This window comes from Microbacterium sp. 4-7 (assembly GCF_014332665.1).
GTDB lineage: Bacteria > Actinomycetota > Actinomycetes > Actinomycetales > Microbacteriaceae > Microbacterium.
In genome coordinates this window covers 118,537-135,669 of sequence record NZ_MCRH01000003.1, presented here as the reverse complement: position 1 = coordinate 135,669, position 17,133 = coordinate 118,537, and the positions used below count along the sequence as shown (strand labels likewise).

Genomic DNA, 17,133 nt, shown 5'->3' with positions numbered 1-17,133 from the left:
CTAATGAACCGTTACTGAGTGGTGACCAACTGAAACATCCCCGAAACACGCGGAAATGCACGGAAACGAGTGACGGCGTCGTGTCCGCATGGACACGACGCCGTCACCCCTCAGGATTCGGTTCAGGCGAATGCCTCGATCGGCGGGCAGGCGCACACGAGGTTGCGGTCACCGTACGCCTGGTCGATGCGGCGCACGGGCGGCCAGTACTTGCCTGCCACCAGAGCGTGCACCGGATAGGCGGCGTCTTCACGGCTGTAGGCGTGCTCCCACTCCCCCGCGATCAGCGAGACTGCGGTGTGCGGAGCGTTGACGAGAGGGTTGTCGTCCGCGGGCCAGCGCCCGGCGGCGACGGCATCCGCTTCGGCCTTGATCATGATCATGGCCTCGATGAACCGCTCGATCTCGCCGAGGTCCTCGGACTCGGTGGGCTCGACCATCAGAGTCCCCGCGACCGGGAACGACATGGTCGGTGCGTGGAAGCCGAAGTCGATCAGTCGCTTGGCGACGTCGTCGACGGTGATCCCGGTCTCCTCGCGAAGCGGACGCAGGTCGAGGATGCACTCGTGCGCCACCCGGCCGTCCTCCCCCGCGTACAGCACGGGGAAGTGCTCGCCCAGGCGCGCGGCGATGTAGTTCGCGGACAGCACCGCGGCCGCGGTCGCGTGACGGAGGCCGTCGGCGCCCATCATCCGCACATAGGACCAGGAGATCGGCAGGATGCCCGCAGATCCGTAGGGTGCCGCCGACACCGCGCCGCCTTCGAAGACGAATCCGCCCGCATGCTCCGCCCGCTGCGCGAGCGGGTGCGACGGCAGGTGGGCCGCGAGGTGCGCCTTGGCCGCGACGGGGCCCACACCGGGGCCGCCGCCGCCGTGCGGGATCGCGAACGTCTTGTGCAGGTTGAGGTGCGAGACGTCGCCGCCGAGATCGCCGAACCGGGCGTAGCCGAGCAGCGCGTTGAGGTTCGCTCCGTCCACGTACACCTGGCCGCCGGCGTCGTGCACCGCGGTCGTGATCTCGACCACGTCCTGCTCGTAGACGCCATGCGTCGACGGGTAGGTGATCATCAGCGCCGAGAGCTCGTCGGCGTGCGCCGCGATCTTCGCCCGCAGGTCGTCGAGGTCGACGTTCCCGAGCTCATCGCACGCCACGACGACGACCTTCATTCCGGCGAGCACTGCGGAGGCCGCGTTGGTGCCGTGCGCGGACGACGGGATCAGGCACACCGTGCGCTGCGTGTCGCCGTTCGCGAGGTGGTATCCGCGGATGGCGAGGAGGCCGGCCAGCTCGCCCTGCGAGCCGGCGTTCGGCTGCAGCGAGACGGCGTCGTACCCCGTGACCTCGGCGAGCCAGGCTTCGAGCTGCGTGATCATGTCGAGATACCCCGCGACATCGGATGCCGGCGCGAACGGGTGGATGCCCGCGAACTCCGGCCACGTGATCGATGCCATCTCGGTCGCCGCGTTGAGCTTCATCGTGCAGGACCCGAGCGGGATCATGCCGCGGTCGAGCGCATAGTCACGATCGGCGAGGCTCTTGAGATAGCGCATCATCGCCGTCTCGCTGCGGTGCGCGTGGAAGACGGGGTGCGTGAGGTACTCGTCCTGACGGAGCAGATCGCCGGGGAGGCCGCCCAGCGAACCGGAGCCGAAGAATCCGAATGCGCGCTCCCGGGCACCGCCGAAGACCTGAGCGACCTGATGGAGCTCGGCGACCGTCGTGGTCTCGTCGATCGAGATGCCGATCGTATCGGCATCCGCGGCGTGCAGCAGGATGCCGAAACCGTGATGGGCCTGCTCCACGAACTCGGCAGCGCGCCCCGGCACCCGCACCTGGAGGGTGTCGAAGAACGAGTCGTGGACGACGTCCGCACCCGCATCGGCGAGCCAGTCGCGCAGCATCGCGGTCTTGGCCGCGACCTCCCGGGCGATCGCCTTCAGTCCATCGGGACCGTGGTAGACGGCGTACATCGACGCCATCACGGCGAGCAGCACCTGAGCGGTGCAGATGTTGCTCGTCGCCTTCTCGCGGCGGATGTGCTGCTCGCGGGTCTGCAGCGACAGCCGATACGCCGGCTTGCCGTCGGCATCGACAGAGACGCCGACGAGACGGCCGGGCAGCTGACGTTCGAGCCCTGCGCGCACAGCCATGTAGCCCGCGTGCGGGCCTCCGAAGCCGATCGGCACGCCGAAGCGCTGCGTCGTCCCGACCGCGACATCGGCCCCGAGCGAGCCGGGCGACGCGATGAGGGTGAGCGCGAGGAGGTCGGCCGCGACGACGGCGAGCCCGCCCGCGAGGTGCGCCGCATCGATCACGGCCGCCGGGTTCCAGACTCGCCCGGAGGCCCCCGGGTACTGCACGAAGACGCCGAACAGCTCGGCGGGCAGCTCCTCGCCCGCCGCGAAGTCGACGGACACCAGTTCGATGCCCACGGCCTCGGCACGGGTCTCGAGCAGTGCCTTCGTCTGCGGGAACGCGTCGGCGTCGACGGCGAAGACGTTCGACGCCTTCTTCGACGCGCGGCGTGCCAGCAGCATCCCCTCGACCACAGCGGTCGATTCGTCGAGCATCGACGCGTTCGCGGTGGTCAGGCCGGTCAGTTCGGCGACCATCGTCTGGAAGTTGATGAGTGCTTCGAGGCGACCCTGCGAGATCTCGGGCTGGTACGGCGTGTACGCGGTGTACCACGACGGATTCTCGAGCACGTTGCGCTGGATCACCTGAGGGGTGATCGTGCCGTAGTACCCGAGACCGATCATCGGCCGGTTCACCGTGTTGCGGGACGCGAGCGCTCGCAGCTCGGCGAGCGCCTCGGTCTCGCTCGCTGCGCGCGGGATCACGGACTCGGTGGAGGCGGGGGTGAAGATCGAAGCGGGCACGGCCTGACGCATCAGCGCCTCGACCGGGCTCCAGTCCTCGAGCTTCGACTCGACGCCCAGCGTGTCGAGCATCTGGCGCTGGGCGGCGGCGGTGGTTCCGATATGACGATCGGCGAAAGAGACCACTGGACGATCAGCCCTCCGTGAGAGCGACGTACGCGTCGCGGTCCATCAGGCCCTCGAGCGCACCGGTGGCGACGGAGACCTTGATGAGCCAGCCTCCGTCGAACGGCTCGGCGTTCACGAGCGACGGGTCGTCGACGACGGCGTCGTTGATCTCGACGACCGTGCCGGTGACCGGGGCGTAGAGTTCGCCGACCGACTTGGTCGACTCGATCTCACCGACGACCGACCCTGCGGTGATCTCGCTGCCGACGGCGGGGAGTTCGACGAACACGACGTCTCCCAGCTTGTCGGCCGCGTAGTCGGTGATCCCGATGGTCACGGTGTCACCGTCAGCGGCGATCCACTCGTGCTCGTCGGTATAGCTGAGTGCGTTGAGATCGGTCATTTGGTCCTCCGGTAGAAAGGCAGGGCGGTCACGGTCGCGGGGATCCTGGTCCCCCGCACATCAAGGAATACTGCGGTTCCCGCGGCAGCGGAAGAAGGTGCCACGTAGGCCATCGCGATCGGGTGGCCGAGCGTCGGGCTCAGTGCACCGCTGGTGACCTCGCCCAGCACGATGCCGTCCGCGTCGACCACCGAGTAGCCCGCGCGTCCGGCACGCTTGCCCTCGGCCACCAGGCCGACGAGCACCGGAGCGTCGGATGCGGCATGCACCGCTCCCTTGCCGATGAAGTCGTCTTTGTCGGACACCACCACTCGGCCGAGACCGGCCTGAGACGGCTTCGTCTCGCGCGAGAGCTCGTGACCGTAGAGAGGCATCCCCGCTTCGAGCCGGAGGGTGTCGCGCGCGGCGAGGCCCGCGGGGACGAGCCCGTGCGGCTCACCCGCCTCGACGAGGGCGTCCCACAGGGCGGGTGCGTCGGCGGCTCTCACCAGAAGCTCGAATCCGTCCTCACCCGTGTAGCCCGTGCGGGCGAGCAGCAGCGGTGCACCCTGGAACAGCGCATCGGCCCAGGCGTAGTACTTCTGCTCCGCCCATGGGGTGCCGAGATCGGTGATGCCCGGCGTCGACGAGACGATCGCCTCGGAGGCGGGGCCCTGGACCGCGAGCAGGGCATAGTCGTCGGAGACGTCTTCGACGTCCACGCCCCTGTCGCCGATGAAACCCGCGAAGCTGCGGTCCTCTCCCTCGGCCCTGGCGGGCATCTCGCGTTCGATCCGCGATGGGAACGAACGGACGCGCGATGCGAACGCCGCGTCGACGAATCCGCGGTTCCCCGCGTTCGCGATCACCAGGAAGCGGTCGTCTGCGAGCCGGTAGACGATGACGTCGTCGATGATCCCGCCGTCGTCGGCGAGCATCAGGGAGTACTTCGCCTTGCCGACCGCCATCGCCGACAGCCGGCCCGCGAGCGAGTAGTCGAGGAACTCCCCGGCGAAGTCGCCGGTGACGAGGAACTCCGCCATATGGGAGATGTCGAAGATGCCGGCCGCCTGCCGCACGGCGTGGTGCTCGGCGAGGTCGGACGTGTATCGCACCGGCATCTGCCAACCGCCGAAGTCGGTGAACGATGCACCGAGCGCCTCGTGGCGCTCACGCAGCGGGGTGTAGCGGGGGTCGGACATGGAGTTCTCCCGGGCTGGATCGGGCGGAACAGCGACGCTGCTCCTGGGAACTCCCCCTCTGTCATGAGCCTGAGAGCTTCGCCCAGAGACTGGGCTTTCACCGTCGGCGGATCCGAGCTGACGCGGCGTCGCTCGAGATCGCTTTTCAGAGTGGCCGGAACCGCGCGGTACGCGTACCTGAGAGATTGGCGGGGAGGCTTGCTCCTTCGGTGCCCGGCTGCATTCGCCGGGGCTCTCCCGCGTGGGTCATTCGGCCTGTCTTCACTTGTGGCCTCAGTCTAGCGGGTCGACGTCGTCGGCACAGGCCGCAGAAAGCCGCGCTCCCCCGACGCCCCGAAGGTGGGGCGCCAGGCGAGCGCGGCGTCATGCACTGGAGGTCAGCGACCCGCCAGCTCGGCTCTGACCTCGTCTCTCAGACGCCCGAGGTTCTCGGGCTCGGGCGCGGCGCCCAGCAATGTCCTGGTGTACTCGTGCTGCGGATTGAGGATGACTTCGTCGGCGGGGCCGCGCTCGACGACATCGCCCTTGTAGAGCACCATGATCTCGTCGCTGAAGTGACGTGCCGTCGCGAGATCGTGCGTGATGTAGAGCACGCCGAGGTTCTCCTCCCGCTGCAGATCTGCCAGCAGGTTGAGCACTCCCAGTCGGATCGAGACATCGAGCATCGAGACCGGCTCATCCGCGACGATGAACCGCGCTCCCGGGGCGAGCGCACGAGCGATCGCCACGCGCTGCCGCTGGCCACCGGACAGCTCATGCGGGCGACGTTCGGCGAAGCTCTCGCCGGGCGACAGCCGCACGCGCTCGAGCAGCTCGATCGCCCGCGCCCGCACCTGGGAGCCAGACAGCTTGGGGTGGTGGAGCCGGATCGGCCGCTCCAGGTGATGGATGATCGTGTGGAACGGGTTGAGTGACGCGAAGGGGTCCTGGAAGACCATCTGCACCTGGGAGCGGTAGTCCTCCACGGCGCGGCCTCGCATGCCCGAGTCCTTGCCGTCGAGCAGGATCTGCCCGCCCGTCGGCGTCTCGAGCTTCATCAGCATCCGGGCGATCGTCGACTTGCCCGACCCGGATTCGCCGACGAGAGCGACCGTCTTCCCCGCTTCGATGGTGAACGAGACGTCCTTCACCGCGTGCAGGACCGACGTCTTGAGGCCGGATCGCAGCGTGAAGTCCTTCACCAGGTTGCGGGCTTCGAGGGTGGGAGCACTCATCGGACCTCCTCCTGACTGGGCTGGTTGCCGGTGCGGACGAAATCTCCGCGCTCGCCGGTCAGACTCGGGAAGCTCGACAGGAGCTTCTTGGTGTATTCGTGCTGGGGCGTGCGGTAGATCTCCTCCGCGGTGCCCTCCTCGACGATCTGCCCCTGCAGCATCACGGCGATGCGGTCGCTGATCTCGATCAGCATGGGCAGGTCGTGCGTGATGAAGATCACCGCGAAGCCCAGCCGCTCACGCAACCGCATGATCTCGCGGATGATCCCGCGCTGCACGACCACGTCGAGCGCCGTGGTCGGCTCGTCCATGATCATCACCTGAGGGTCCAGCGCGAGCGCCATCGCGATCATCATGCGCTGACGCATGCCACCGGACAGCTCATGGGGGAAGCTCGTCAGTCTCGACGGGTCGACCCCGACCAGGGTCAGCAGCTCTTCGGCCCGCGCCTGCTTGTCCTTCTTGGACATGCCGGGGCGATGGGTCTCGAAGATGTCGAAGATCTGCGCCTTGACGCTGATGACCGGATTGAGCGAGTTCATCGCACCCTGGAACACCATCGAGATCTTGTCCCAGCGGAAGGCCCGCAGCCCATCGCCGTCGAGAGCGACGATGTCGATGTCGTGGCCGTCGCGGTCATGGAACACGATCTCGCCGCTGGTCATGAGCGCAGGAGCCTTGAGCAGCCGATTCATGCCGTAGGCGAGCGTCGTCTTGCCGCAGCCGGATTCACCGGCGAGGCCGAGGATCTCGCCTCGGTTGAGTGTGAGAGAGACGTTGCGGACCGCCTTCACGGGCGGATCCACCTCGTACTCGATCGACACGTCCCGTGCGGTCAGCACGGCATCCGGAGCGCTCATGCGGCGACCCCCTTCGTCTTGGCCGCCTTGCGCACGCGCCGAGCGGCGTCGGGTGCATTGCGGAGCTTGGGGTTGATGACCTCGTCGATCGCGAAGTTGATGAGCGAGAGTCCGGCGCCGAGCATGGCGATCATGATTCCCGGTGGGACGAACCACCACCAGGCGCCTCGTCCGAGCGCCTGCCCTGACTGCGCGTCGTTGAGGATCGTCCCCCAGGTGATGGAGGAGTTGGGGCCGAGACCAAGGTACGAGAGACCGGCCTCGCCGAGGATCGCGAAGATGATCGCGAACAGGAACTGCGCGGTGAGCAACGGCAGCAGGTTCGGCATGATCTCGACCAGGATGACGCGGAAGGATCGCTCTCCCGCGACCTTGGACGCGTAGACGTAGTCACGCGTGCGCAGAGATCGGGTCTGCAGCCTGAGCACGTAGGCGGCACCGGCCCAGGACGTGATGCCGAGCACGAACGCGACGAGCTGCCAGCTGCGCTGCGGGACGAAGGAGGAGATCACCATCACCAGCGGCAGGCCGGGGATCACGATCATCACGTTGGTCAGCAGCGCCAGGGTGTCCTCGCGCCATCCGCCGAGGTACCCCGCGAGGACTCCGAAGACAAGCGACAGGATGATGGCGATTCCGCCCGCTACCACGCCCACGAGGAGCGAGCCCTGGGCGCCGATGGCGAGCTGGGCGAACATGTCGTTGCCGAGCTTGGTGGTGCCCAACCAGTGCTCCGGCGAGGGCGGGATCAGTGCGGGGTTGTCGGTGCTTCGAGGGTCCTGCGAGAAGATCGGCGCGATGATCGCGAACAGCACGATCGCGATCACGATGCTCGCGCCGATGATGAATTTCGTCGATGAGGTGGGAAGGACGCGGCGGCGTCTGCGGCCCCGCTGGGTGGCGAGAGAGATCGTGCTCGCAGGCTGGGTCATGGGCTGATCCTTCGTGATCAGCACTGTGTTCTCGGTGTCAGACATTCTGGCGAGCCCTCGGGTCGATGAAGCCATAGACGAGGTCCATGATGAAGTTGGCGGCGAGCACCGTGATCGTGATGACGAGGAAGAGTCCCTGCATCAGCGCGTAGTCGTTGTTCGTGACCGCCTGGAACATCAGCTTCCCGATGCCCGGGTAGGTGAAGACCTGCTCCATGACGATGGAGCCGGCGACAACGAATCCCAGGGTGATCGAGAAGCCGGCGATCGACGGGATCGCGGCATTGCGGGCGGCGTACGTCGTCATGATGCGACGCGGACGGAGCCCCTTGGCCTCGGCCGTGAGCACGTAGTCCTCGGCCATGGTCTGCACCATCATGTTGCGCATCCCGAACATCCAGCCGCCCACCGACGAGATCACGATCGTCAGTGCGGGCAGGATGGCGTGCGAGAGCGCATCCATGAAGAACGCCCAGGTCGGCTCGGGACCGTCCGGGAAGTCGAACACGTCGTAGCCGCCGAAGATCGGGAACCAGCCGAGCCCGACCGCGAACACCGAGACGAGCAGCAGCGCCATCCAGAAGTACGGGATGGACTGCAGCACGGTGGTCGCCGGGATGAGGTGGTCGACCCACGTTCCGCGCTTCCATCCCGCCCAGGCGCCGAGGACGACGCCGAGGATGAAGGAGATCACGGTCACCGTGCCGACGAGGATGAGCGTCCAGGGCAGCGCCTGCCCGATCAGCTCGCTCACCGGCGCGGGGAACTTGGTGACGGAGATGCCCAGGTCGCCCTGGAACATGCGCCCCCAGTACGCGATGTACTGATCCCAGAGGGACGAGTCATCACCGCCGAGAAGCAGCTTGATGTTGCGGATCGTGGTCTCGGAGACCTCGCCGCCCGCTCGCTGCATCTTGGCGATCATGATGTCCGCCGGGTTCCCCGGCATGAGCCGGGGAAGCAGGAAGTTGAGTGAGATCGCGGCCCATAGCGTGAACGCGTAGAACCCGATTCTTCGTGCATAGAACTTCATGTCACTGACCGTGCTTCCTGCTCCCCCGACTCCATGTGCTTAGTTCGCCGGCTCGAGCTGCGTCAGGACGTAGCCCGCCGCGATCGCACCCCAGGACGGCGGGAAGGCGTAGAGGTCCTCCTCCGTCGGCCATCCCGTGAAGTCCTTCGTGTTGTAGAAGGTCTGCGTCGCGTTGATCACGAGCGGGATGTAGGGCAGATCACGGACGATCTCGGTCTGGATCGTGCCGTACAGCTCCTTCTTCTCTGCCTCGTCGTTCGTGCTGATCGCGGCCTGGACGGCCGTGTCGACGACGGGGTTGCTGTATCGGCTGAAGTTCCAACGCCCCGCGGGCACCTCCGAGCCCACCGCTGCGGTCGAACCGACGGTCGTGCCGCCGAACCAGTCGCGGTAGATCTGGAACGGGTCGGCCACCGAGGTTCCGACCACACCGCCGACGATCAGCTGGAAGTCACCGCCCTGACGGGCGTCCGAGAATTCCTGCCACTGCACCGTGGATGCCGTGATCTTGATGCCGGCAGCCTCTGCCTGCTCGGCGATCAGCTTCGCCGCATCGTTGTAGTCGGTCCAGCCGTCGACCGAGATCAGGCTGAGCTCGAGCGGCACGCCGTCCTTCGCGTAGAAGTCGCCGTCCTTCGTGTAGCCGGCGGCCTCGAGGATCTCGCCAGCCTCGTCGGCGTTCGCCTCCTGGGGGCTGATCTCGTTGGCGGAGTCCGCGACCCACTTCTCGTCACGGGGCAGCAGCGCGAAGGTCGGCGAGATGTCGCCGGTCAGACCGACGAACGCCTTGTCCTTGATGGCCGCGCGGTCGATCGCGACGTTGAGCGCCTGTCGAACCGCGACGTCGGTCTGGGGACCCGTGCAGCCGAGCTCGGCGTTCGAGCACGTGTACAGGACGGTCGGGTCCTGCGGCGTGTTGATCCAATCGATCGCTCCGTTGCCCGTGACGTCGTCCGGGTTCGGGATGAACATGCCCGTCCAGTCGAGCTTGCCGGCGGCGAGCAGGTCCTGTGCGGTCTGGTTGTTGTCGACCGCGATGTACTGGACCTTCTTGACTCCGAGCTCGTCGGCGTCGCGGAAGTTCTCGTTCGCGACGAGCGTGTACGACTCGCTCGTCGTCTTGTCGACCACGTAGGCGCCGGAGCCGACAGGCTCTTCGTTGGCGAAGTTCGCGAAGTCGGTGACCTCCGCCCACACGTGCTCGGGGAGGATGTAGGTCGAACCGAGGCGCTGGAACTCGGTCGTGTACTGCGCGGTCGTGTACGTGAGGACGACCGTGGTGTCGTCGGTAGCCTCCGCCGAGACGAGACCGTTGCCCTCAGGGTTGTTGGCCTCGTAGGTGAAGGAGAACGCGACGTCGGCGGCGGTCAGCGGCTCTCCGTCGCTCCACTTGAGATCGGGCTTGATGGCGATCGTGATCACCGTGCCGTCCTCGTTGTATTCGTACGAGTCTCCGATCAGACCGACGGGCTCGGAATCCGCCGTCTTGTTGAAGAAGAACAGCGGCTCGTAGATCGGCCCGAGTGCACCGTGGAGCACGGTCGGGGCGAACGGGTTGTAGTTCGCGGTGATGGGGGTCTGGCTGCCGGCCCAGACACGAAGAGCACGGTCGCCATCGCCACCGCTCCCCTCGTTGCCTCCGCCTGCGCCACAGGCCGTCAGGCCCAGGGCGAGGACGGATGCCCCCGCCACAGCGGTGAGCGCGATCTTGCGCCTTCCGTTACGGATCATTCTGTATTTCCTCTCGGTGCTGCACTGCAGGAGGGATTTCTCCGGGTGGAGTCGAACTCCGGATGGAGTTCGCAACAGATCCCGAAAGGGATTTGTTAGGACAGTAACCTAACAAATCCCTTTCATAGCGACAAGAGTCCAGAACGCTGGTATATAACGTTTCGGCCTCAGGGGCGGTGGCGTCACGAAGATGCACTAACAGTCGAGATGACACTAAGATCAGAACAGGAGGTTAAGGTATATATGACCCAAAGCAGAGGCATCGACGTCGCCGTGTCGACCGTGATCCTCACCCTTCGACGCACCGAGGACGGCTCGGCGGTGCTCGCGCTGCCACTCGTGCTGCGCACGCGCGAGCCGTTCGCCGGCCAGTGGGCCCTCCCAGGCGGCTGGCTCACCGAGACCGAATCGGCTGTCGACGCCGCAGCCAGGACTCTGGCCGAGACGACGGGACTGACGCCGAGCTATCTCGAGCAGCTCTACGCCTTCGGGGCCGTCGACCGCTCCCCCACCCGCGTCGTGTCGATCGTGTACTGGGCACTGCTCCGCCAGGATGACGTCGACGCGCAGAGCGCGGCGCATCGGGCATCCGGCAAGGCTCCGGAGAACGTGCGCTGGGTCGACCTCGATGAGCTCCCGGCGCTGGCCTTCGATCACACGAAGATCGTCGAGTACGCCCTGTGGCGACTGCGGAACAAGGTCGGCTACAGCCGCGTCGCCCACGGCTTCCTTCCTGCCGAGTTCACCCTGGCGGATCTCCGCGAGGCGTACGAGGCCATTCTCGGCAAGCACCTGGATCCGGCCAACTTCCGCCGCCAGGTCGAATCCGCCGGCAACCTCCTTCCCACCGACCGGTTCCGCACCGGCAACCACCGACCCGCCCGCCTGTACCGCTACAACACCGACGTCGAGCTGGCCGATCACGGCCCCCTCGGCCCCGAGGAGACGAGCACCCGATGAGCATCACCTTCGTTCCCACACCGGTCGTCCAGCCGATCGACGCCTCTGTCGATCACGCGATCCAGTCGATCGTGTCCGGCGCCTCGACCGACGCGACGTGCGCGACCGACCTCGCCGCCGGCCCCTGGGACTTCGACTCCCGCCCCGGATACGGTCCCGGGTCGTCGATGGGCGACGTCATCCCCACCGGCGCTCCGCGGCAGGGAGAGCTCCCCGCCGAGTACCGAGAGGCCGGCGAGGCCGACCTCGACGAGCGCATCCGCATCGCGAAGGCCACCCTCGGTGACCGCGCCGTCGTGCTCGGGCACTTCTACCAGCGCGAAGAGGTCGTGCGGCACGCCGACTACGTGGGCGACTCGTTCCAGCTCGCGACCGCGGCGAAGGAGCGTCCGAACGCCGAGGCGATCGTGTTCTGCGGAGTGCACTTCATGGCCGAGACGGCTGATCTGCTCTCGGGACCCGACCAGGCCGTGATCCTGCCCAATCTGGCGGCCGGATGCTCGATGGCCGATATGGCGGACATCGATCAGGTCGAGGACTGCTGGGAGCAGCTCGCAGACGTGCTGGGCGACCTCGACACACCCGATGCGGGTGGACGGGTGCCGGTGATCCCCGTCACGTATATGAACTCGTCGGCCGCGATCAAGGGCTTCGTGGGGCGCCACGGAGGAATCGTGTGCACCTCCTCGAATGCGCAGACCGTACTCGAGTGGGCATTCGAGCGCGGTCAGCGCGTGCTCTTCTTCCCCGACCAGCACCTCGGCCGCAACACCGCGAAGGCGATGGGCGTACCGCTCGAGCGGATGCCGATGTGGAACCCGCGCCAGGCGCTCGGCGGATCCTCCGCGGCACAGCTCGTCGACTCGCAGGTGATCCTCTGGCACGGGTTCTGCTCGGTGCACCGCCGTTTCACCGTGGATCAGATCGACCAGGCGCGGGCCGAGCACCCCGGGGTCCGGGTGATCGTGCACCCCGAGTGCCCGATGGCCGTCGTGGACGCGGCGGACGAGGCGGGATCGACCGACTACATCCGTCGGGCGATCGCCGCGGCGACCACGCCGACCACCTTCGCGATCGGCACCGAGATCAACCTCGTCCGTCGCCTCGCGGCGCAGTTCCCCCAGCACGAGATCTTCTGCCTGGACCCGGTGGTGTGCCCCTGCTCGACGATGTACCGCATCCACCCCGGGTATCTCGCCTGGGTGCTCGAAGAGCTCGTCGCGGGCCGCACGCCGAATCGGATCACGGTGACGGCGGACGTGGCCGACCCCGCCCGCATCGCCCTCGAACGGATGCTGGCGGCGAAGCCGCCCGTGGCGGCGAGCGCCCGATGAACGTCGTCGTCGTCGGCTCGGCCATCGCCGGACTCACGACGGCCCTGCACGCGCACGAGACCGGCCACTCGGTCACGATCGTGACGAAGGGTGCGCTGGGCGACGGCTGCACAGGGTACGCGCAGGGCGGCGTCGCCGGAATCTACGGCGTCGGCGACTCGGCGGCACAGCACGCCGCAGACACCATCGATGCCGGAGCAGGACTCTCGGATCCCGCCGCGGTCGATGTTCTCGTGCACGAGGGCGCGACCAGGATCGCGGAGCTGATCGCCCGAGGCGTCGCGTTCGACCGCTCACCCGACGGGCGGGTGCTGCTCGGGCGGGAGGCCGCGCACCGTCACGCACGCATCGTGCACGCCGGAGGGGATGCCACGGGAGCAGCGATCACCCGGGCATTGGTGGCCTCGGTCCGCGACGCGGATGTCACCGTCGTGGAGGGCGCCTTCCTGGCCGACGTGATCGCCGAGGACGGCGTCGTGCGCGGCGTGCGTGTCCAGGTCGGCGGGGCGGTCTCGGAGCTCTCCGCCGACGCGGTCGTGCTCGCCACGGGCGGCGCAGGGCACCTGTATGCGCACACCACGAATCCCCTCGGCACCACGGGCGACGGCATCGCCGCCGCCGTGCGGATCGGGGCCGCGGTGGCCGACCTCGAGTTCGTGCAGTTCCATCCGACGATCCTGGCCGAGGGTCCCGCCTTCCTCGTCTCGGAAGCGGTCCGCGGCGAAGGGGCGACGCTGGTGGACGCCGACGGTCGGCGATTCGTCTTCGACAGCCACCCGGACGGCGAGCTCGCCCCGCGCGACGTCGTCGCGCGGGCGATCGCCCGCCAGTCCGCCCGACAGGGCTCCCCCGTGCGTCTCGACGCGACCAGGATCGGCGGACTCAGGCTCGCGCAGCGGTTCCCGACGATCGATCGCGTGACGCGGGAACGCGGTCTCGACTGGGCCTCCACTCCGATCCCGGTGACACCCGCCGCCCACTATCTGATGGGAGGCGTCGTCACCGACCTCGACGGGCGCACCTCCGTCCCCGGGCTCTTCGCCGTGGGCGAGGTCGCGCGCACCGGCGTGCACGGTGCGAATCGTCTCGCCTCGAACTCGCTGCTCGAAGGCGCGGTCTTCGGAGCCCGCGCGGCAGCCGCGCTCGGCACGCCCTGGCAGCATCCTCCCGTCAGCTCGCAGCGCGGCTCGGCGCCTCGCGCACCTCTGTCCGAGGAGTCGGAATCCACCGGCGAGATCGCTGTCGGCGCCGACTTCAGTCGCGCAGCGCTGCAGCGCCTGATGTGGGACCACGTCGGCCCGCTGCGCTCGGAAGAGGGTCTGCGACACGTCGCAGCCACTGTCGGCCGCTGGCTCAGCGCGGTTCCCGAGCCGGCCACCGTCGCCGAGCGCGAGGATGCGAACCTCCTCCTGCTCGCCCGCGCGACCGCGTCTGCCGCGCTCGCTCGCACCGATTCCGTCGGTGCGCACTTCCGCGAACCCCTCGCCTCACCTCTCCTGGAGACAGTCTGATGCTCACCGCCGCCCACATCACCCGCGTCGTCAGCGCAGCCCTCGAGGAAGACGCCCCCTGGGGCGACCTGACGAGCGCGACCCTGCTTCCCGCGGATGCCACCGCCACTGCCGATCTCGTCGCCCGCGAAGCGGGCACCTTCAGCGGCGGCGAGGTGTTCGCGGCCGCGTTCCACCTCACCGATCCGGCGATCGCGGTCGACGTGCATGTGGGCGACGGAGACGCCTTCGATGCGGACGACGTGCTCGCCTCGGTATCCGGCTCGGCCCGCGGCATCCTCACCGCCGAGCGCATCGCTCTGAACTTCACCCAGCGGATGAGCGGTGTCGCGACAGCCACCGCCGCCTACGTGCGCGCGGTCGAGGGGACATCGGCGCGGATCGCCGACACGCGGAAGACGACCCCGGGCATGCGAGCGTTCGAACGGCATGCGGTGCTCTCGGGCGGTGGTCACAACCACCGGTTCTCGCTGTCCGATGCGGTGATGGCCAAGGACAACCATCTCGCGGTGCTGAAGCGCTCGGGCGTCGACCTCGCCTCGGCTCTGCGGGATGCGCTCTCCCGACTGCCTCACACGACGCACGTGGTCGTCGAGGTCGACCGGCTCGATCAGATCCCCGCCGTGCTCGACGGGGGTGCGCACACGGTGCTGCTCGACAACTTCTCTCTCGACGACCTGCGCGCCGGAGTCTCGATGATCGGCGATCGCGCGCAGGTCGAAGCCTCGGGCGGGGTCGCTCTCGACACGGTCGGGGCGATCGCGGCGACCGGGGTCGACGTCATCTCGGTCGGCGCCCTGACGCACTCCGCCCGGGCGCTCGATCTCGGTCTCGACGTGCGGATCGACTGACGGGGATGCTCTATCTCGATCACGCCGCAACGGCTCCGGTGCGACCGGAGGTCGTCGAGGCCATGCGCCCGTTTCTGACCGGGGTCTTCGGCAATCCGTCGAGCCACCACACGTACGGTGAGGCCGCGGCGAGCGCACTCGACGACGCGCGGTCGCGGGTGGCCCGAGTGCTCGGCATGCGCGCGGGCGATGTGATCTTCACATCCAGTGGAACGGAATCGAACAATCTCGCGGTGAAGGGCATCGTGCTGGCAGCCCTCGCACGCGGTCGCCGGCATCTGGTCGTCTCGCCGATCGAGCACGAGTCGATCCTCGAATCCGCCGACCACCTGCGGCGCTTCCACGACGTCGAGGTGACGCCGATCCCCGTCGACGGCCTCGGCAGGATCTCCGTCGCCGCTCTGACCCAGGCCCTGCGCGATGACACCGCACTGGTCGCCCTCGGACACGCCAACAACGAGATCGGCACGGTCCAGGACGTCGCCTCCCTCGCAGCAGCCGCGAGGGAGGCAGGCGTCCCGGTGCATGTCGACGCCGTGCAGTCTGCGGGGTGGCTGCCGCTCAGCGGCCTCGGAGCGGATGCCGTCGCGATCGCCGGGCACAAGCTCGGAGCTCCGAAGGGGGTCGGAGCGCTCGCCGTGCGAGGGCGCGTCGCGCTCGAGCCGCTCATGCACGGGGGCGGCCAGGAACGAGGACGCCGTTCGGGCACCGAGAACGTCGCGGGCGCGGTGGCCCTCGCGACAGCGCTGGAGCTCGCCGACGCGGAGCGCGAGGAGGCGAGCGCCCGGGTCGCTGAGTCGACGGGGCGCTTCATCACCGCGGTGCACGCACTCGTGCCGCAGGCGGCCCTCACCGGCGACCCCGTGACACGGCTGCCCGGCACGGCGAGCTTCACGTTCGCCGGAGTCAGCGGGGAGGCTGTCCTGCTCGAGCTCGAGCGTCGGGGCGTGGTGTCGTCGAGCGGTTCTGCTTGCGCCGCCGGAAGCGACGAGCCCTCGCATGTGCTTCTCGCATGCGGGATCTCCCCCGCGGTCGCGCAGACCTCTGTGCGGTTCACCTTCGGACGCGAGGCGCTCCCGCACGACCTGGCCGAACGGCTCGCCGGGCTGGTCGCCGAATCGGTGCGCGCGGTCACCCACCCCTGAACGACGAGCCCGACCGGCCGGCCATAGACTCGGCTCGTGACCGCCTCCGCCCCGATCGTGACCCTGATCGTCCCCGGCCGCGACATCGGCGCCTTCGCTCCTGCCGCACTCGAGTCGCTGCGCTCGCAGACCGAGACGCGGTGGAACGCGATCCTCATCGACGACGGATCCAGAGACGACACGGCGGAGATCTTCGCCGCGGCCGCCGCATCGGATCCACGGTTCCGGGCGGTGCAGCACGAGGCGTCCCGAGGCCTGGGTGCCGCGCGGAACGTCGGCATCGACCTCGTCGACACTCCCCTGATCGGCTTCCTCGACGCAGACGACGAACTCACGCCCTCGGCCCTCGAACGACTCGTCGGGACGCTCGCCGAGACCGGCAGCGATTTCGTCGCCGGCGCCTACGTGCGGTCGCGCTTCGACGGCGAGCGCTACGTCGCGGGGCGCGTGCAGCCGTGGGTGTCGGCAGCGACGTCGCCCGAACGACTCGCCACCACGATCGCGGAGCACCCTCGAGCGAGCGCGAACATCGTGGCTTGGTCGAAGGTCAGCCGCACCGAGTTCTGGAACGACCTGAGGTTCCCCGAGGGCGTCGCCTACGAGGATCAGGTGGTCGCCCAGCTGATGTACACACGGGCGCGCAGCTTCGATGTCATCCCCGACACCGTGGTGCGCTGGCGCCTGCGCGCGGACGGCACCTCGATCACGCAGGGGCGTGCGAAGCTCCCCGTGCTGCGCGACTATCTCACGGCTTTGCGCGGAGGAATCCGCGTGCTGCACGAGGCGGGGGCACAGGCCGCCGTCACTGCCCGTCTCGAGCTGATCCTGGCCATGGACATTCCGCCGCTGCTCGAGATCGCGCGCACGCACACCGAACCGGACTACTCAGACGAGGTCGACGCGTTCGTCGCCGAGATCGAAGCACTCCCCGAGCACGCCGCCGCCCGCCCCGATCCCGCCCTCACCGCCGCGCTGGCGTGGTGAGACG

The 17,133-nt window shown here is 68.2% G+C and carries 14 protein-coding genes and 1 riboswitch; of the genes, 6 read left to right on the top strand and 8 right to left on the bottom strand.

The window, feature by feature from the left end:
- Window positions 1–122 precede the first annotated feature (122 nt).
- The 8 genes from gcvP to BEP68_RS04710 form a co-directional block, all read right to left on the bottom strand.
- Window positions 123–2,954 carry an aminomethyl-transferring glycine dehydrogenase gene (gene gcvP / locus BEP68_RS04745; RefSeq protein WP_222839188.1) on the bottom strand — a complete coding sequence of 944 codons (2,832 nt, stop codon included), beginning with the start codon at window positions 2,952–2,954 and terminating at the stop codon, window positions 123–125.
- 61 nt (window positions 2,955–3,015) lie between these two features.
- Complete coding sequence (gene gcvH, locus BEP68_RS04740) at window positions 3,016–3,393, bottom strand: glycine cleavage system protein GcvH (RefSeq protein ID WP_187249382.1); 378 nt, start codon at window positions 3,391–3,393, stop codon at window positions 3,016–3,018.
- Window positions 3,390–4,574 (bottom strand): glycine cleavage system aminomethyltransferase GcvT, encoded by a 1,185-nt coding sequence (locus BEP68_RS04735; RefSeq protein ID WP_187249381.1) that lies wholly within the window; start codon window positions 4,572–4,574, stop codon window positions 3,390–3,392. The genes gcvH and BEP68_RS04735 overlap by 4 nt, the downstream gene beginning before the upstream one ends.
- Window positions 4,575–4,729: 155 nt before the next feature.
- Window positions 4,730–4,824: riboswitch (glycine riboswitch) on the bottom strand.
- Between the two features lie 127 nt (window positions 4,825–4,951).
- A complete protein-coding gene (locus tag BEP68_RS04730) occupies window positions 4,952–5,788 on the bottom strand; it encodes an ATP-binding cassette domain-containing protein (protein WP_072590993.1) in 837 nt (278 codons plus the stop codon).
- Window positions 5,785–6,648, bottom strand: coding sequence for an ABC transporter ATP-binding protein (locus BEP68_RS04725; RefSeq protein ID WP_053095559.1), 864 nt, complete (start codon window positions 6,646–6,648; stop codon window positions 5,785–5,787). The genes BEP68_RS04730 and BEP68_RS04725 overlap by 4 nt, the downstream gene beginning before the upstream one ends.
- Window positions 6,645–7,625 (bottom strand): ABC transporter permease, encoded by a 981-nt coding sequence (locus BEP68_RS04720; protein ID WP_187249380.1) that lies wholly within the window; start codon window positions 7,623–7,625, stop codon window positions 6,645–6,647. The genes BEP68_RS04725 and BEP68_RS04720 overlap by 4 nt, the downstream gene beginning before the upstream one ends.
- Entirely contained in the window at window positions 7,618–8,613 is a 996-nt protein-coding gene (locus BEP68_RS04715; RefSeq protein WP_053095557.1) for an ABC transporter permease, read from the bottom strand. The genes BEP68_RS04720 and BEP68_RS04715 overlap by 8 nt, the downstream gene beginning before the upstream one ends.
- A gap of 39 nt (window positions 8,614–8,652) precedes the next feature.
- Window positions 8,653–10,344: an ABC transporter substrate-binding protein gene (locus tag BEP68_RS04710; protein WP_053095556.1), complete on the bottom strand. Its 1,692-nt coding sequence runs from the start codon at window positions 10,342–10,344 to the stop codon at window positions 8,653–8,655.
- Between the two features lie 243 nt (window positions 10,345–10,587).
- Between BEP68_RS04710 and BEP68_RS04705 the strand changes: the two genes are divergently transcribed.
- Genes BEP68_RS04705 through BEP68_RS04680 form a run of 6 tightly spaced genes read left to right on the top strand, consistent with a single transcriptional unit; the run spans window position 10,588 to window position 17,129 of the window.
- On the top strand, window positions 10,588–11,304 hold the full coding sequence (locus BEP68_RS04705) for an NUDIX hydrolase (RefSeq protein WP_053095555.1): 717 nt from the start codon (window positions 10,588–10,590) through the stop codon (window positions 11,302–11,304).
- Complete coding sequence (gene nadA, locus BEP68_RS04700) at window positions 11,301–12,638, top strand: quinolinate synthase NadA (RefSeq protein WP_053095554.1); 1,338 nt, start codon at window positions 11,301–11,303, stop codon at window positions 12,636–12,638. The genes BEP68_RS04705 and nadA overlap by 4 nt, the downstream gene beginning before the upstream one ends.
- Entirely contained in the window at window positions 12,635–14,149 is a 1,515-nt protein-coding gene (gene nadB / locus BEP68_RS04695; RefSeq protein ID WP_187249379.1) for an L-aspartate oxidase, read from the top strand. The genes nadA and nadB overlap by 4 nt, the downstream gene beginning before the upstream one ends.
- On the top strand, window positions 14,149–15,000 hold the full coding sequence (nadC, locus tag BEP68_RS04690) for a carboxylating nicotinate-nucleotide diphosphorylase (protein WP_187249378.1): 852 nt from the start codon (window positions 14,149–14,151) through the stop codon (window positions 14,998–15,000). Before nadB ends, nadC begins: the two co-directional genes overlap by 1 nt.
- A gap of 5 nt (window positions 15,001–15,005) precedes the next feature.
- Window positions 15,006–16,145, top strand: a complete 1,140-nt coding sequence (locus BEP68_RS04685) for a cysteine desulfurase family protein (protein ID WP_187249377.1) — start codon at window positions 15,006–15,008, stop codon at window positions 16,143–16,145.
- Between the two features lie 36 nt (window positions 16,146–16,181).
- A complete protein-coding gene (locus BEP68_RS04680) occupies window positions 16,182–17,129 on the top strand; it encodes a glycosyltransferase family 2 protein (RefSeq protein WP_187249376.1) in 948 nt (315 codons plus the stop codon).
- Window positions 17,130–17,133: the final 4 nt, after the last annotated feature.

Excerpts from the sequence above, each read along its gene's own strand:
- nadC (WP_187249378.1), top strand. The coding sequence starts at position 14,149 with ATGCTCACCGCCGCCCACATCACCCGCGTCGTCAGCGCAGCCCTCGAG.
- BEP68_RS04735 (WP_187249381.1), bottom strand. The coding sequence starts at position 4,574 with ATGTCCGACCCCCGCTACACCCCGCTGCGTGAGCGCCACGAGGCGCTC.
- gcvP (WP_222839188.1), bottom strand. The coding sequence starts at position 2,954 with ATGCTCGACACGCTGGGCGTCGAGTCGAAGCTCGAGGACTGGAGCCCG.
- BEP68_RS04730 (WP_072590993.1), bottom strand. The coding sequence starts at position 5,788 with ATGAGTGCTCCCACCCTCGAAGCCCGCAACCTGGTGAAGGACTTCACG.
- BEP68_RS04725 (WP_053095559.1), bottom strand. The coding sequence starts at position 6,648 with ATGAGCGCTCCGGATGCCGTGCTGACCGCACGGGACGTGTCGATCGAG.
- BEP68_RS04685 (WP_187249377.1), top strand. The coding sequence starts at position 15,006 with ATGCTCTATCTCGATCACGCCGCAACGGCTCCGGTGCGACCGGAGGTC.
- BEP68_RS04715 (WP_053095557.1), bottom strand. The coding sequence starts at position 8,613 with ATGAAGTTCTATGCACGAAGAATCGGGTTCTACGCGTTCACGCTATGG.
- BEP68_RS04720 (WP_187249380.1), bottom strand. The coding sequence starts at position 7,625 with ATGTCTGACACCGAGAACACAGTGCTGATCACGAAGGATCAGCCCATG.
- BEP68_RS04710 (WP_053095556.1), bottom strand. The coding sequence starts at position 10,344 with ATGATCCGTAACGGAAGGCGCAAGATCGCGCTCACCGCTGTGGCGGGG.
- nadA (WP_053095554.1), top strand. The coding sequence starts at position 11,301 with ATGAGCATCACCTTCGTTCCCACACCGGTCGTCCAGCCGATCGACGCC.
- nadB (WP_187249379.1), top strand. The coding sequence starts at position 12,635 with ATGAACGTCGTCGTCGTCGGCTCGGCCATCGCCGGACTCACGACGGCC.
- gcvH (WP_187249382.1), bottom strand. The coding sequence starts at position 3,393 with ATGACCGATCTCAACGCACTCAGCTATACCGACGAGCACGAGTGGATC.
- BEP68_RS04705 (WP_053095555.1), top strand. The coding sequence starts at position 10,588 with ATGACCCAAAGCAGAGGCATCGACGTCGCCGTGTCGACCGTGATCCTC.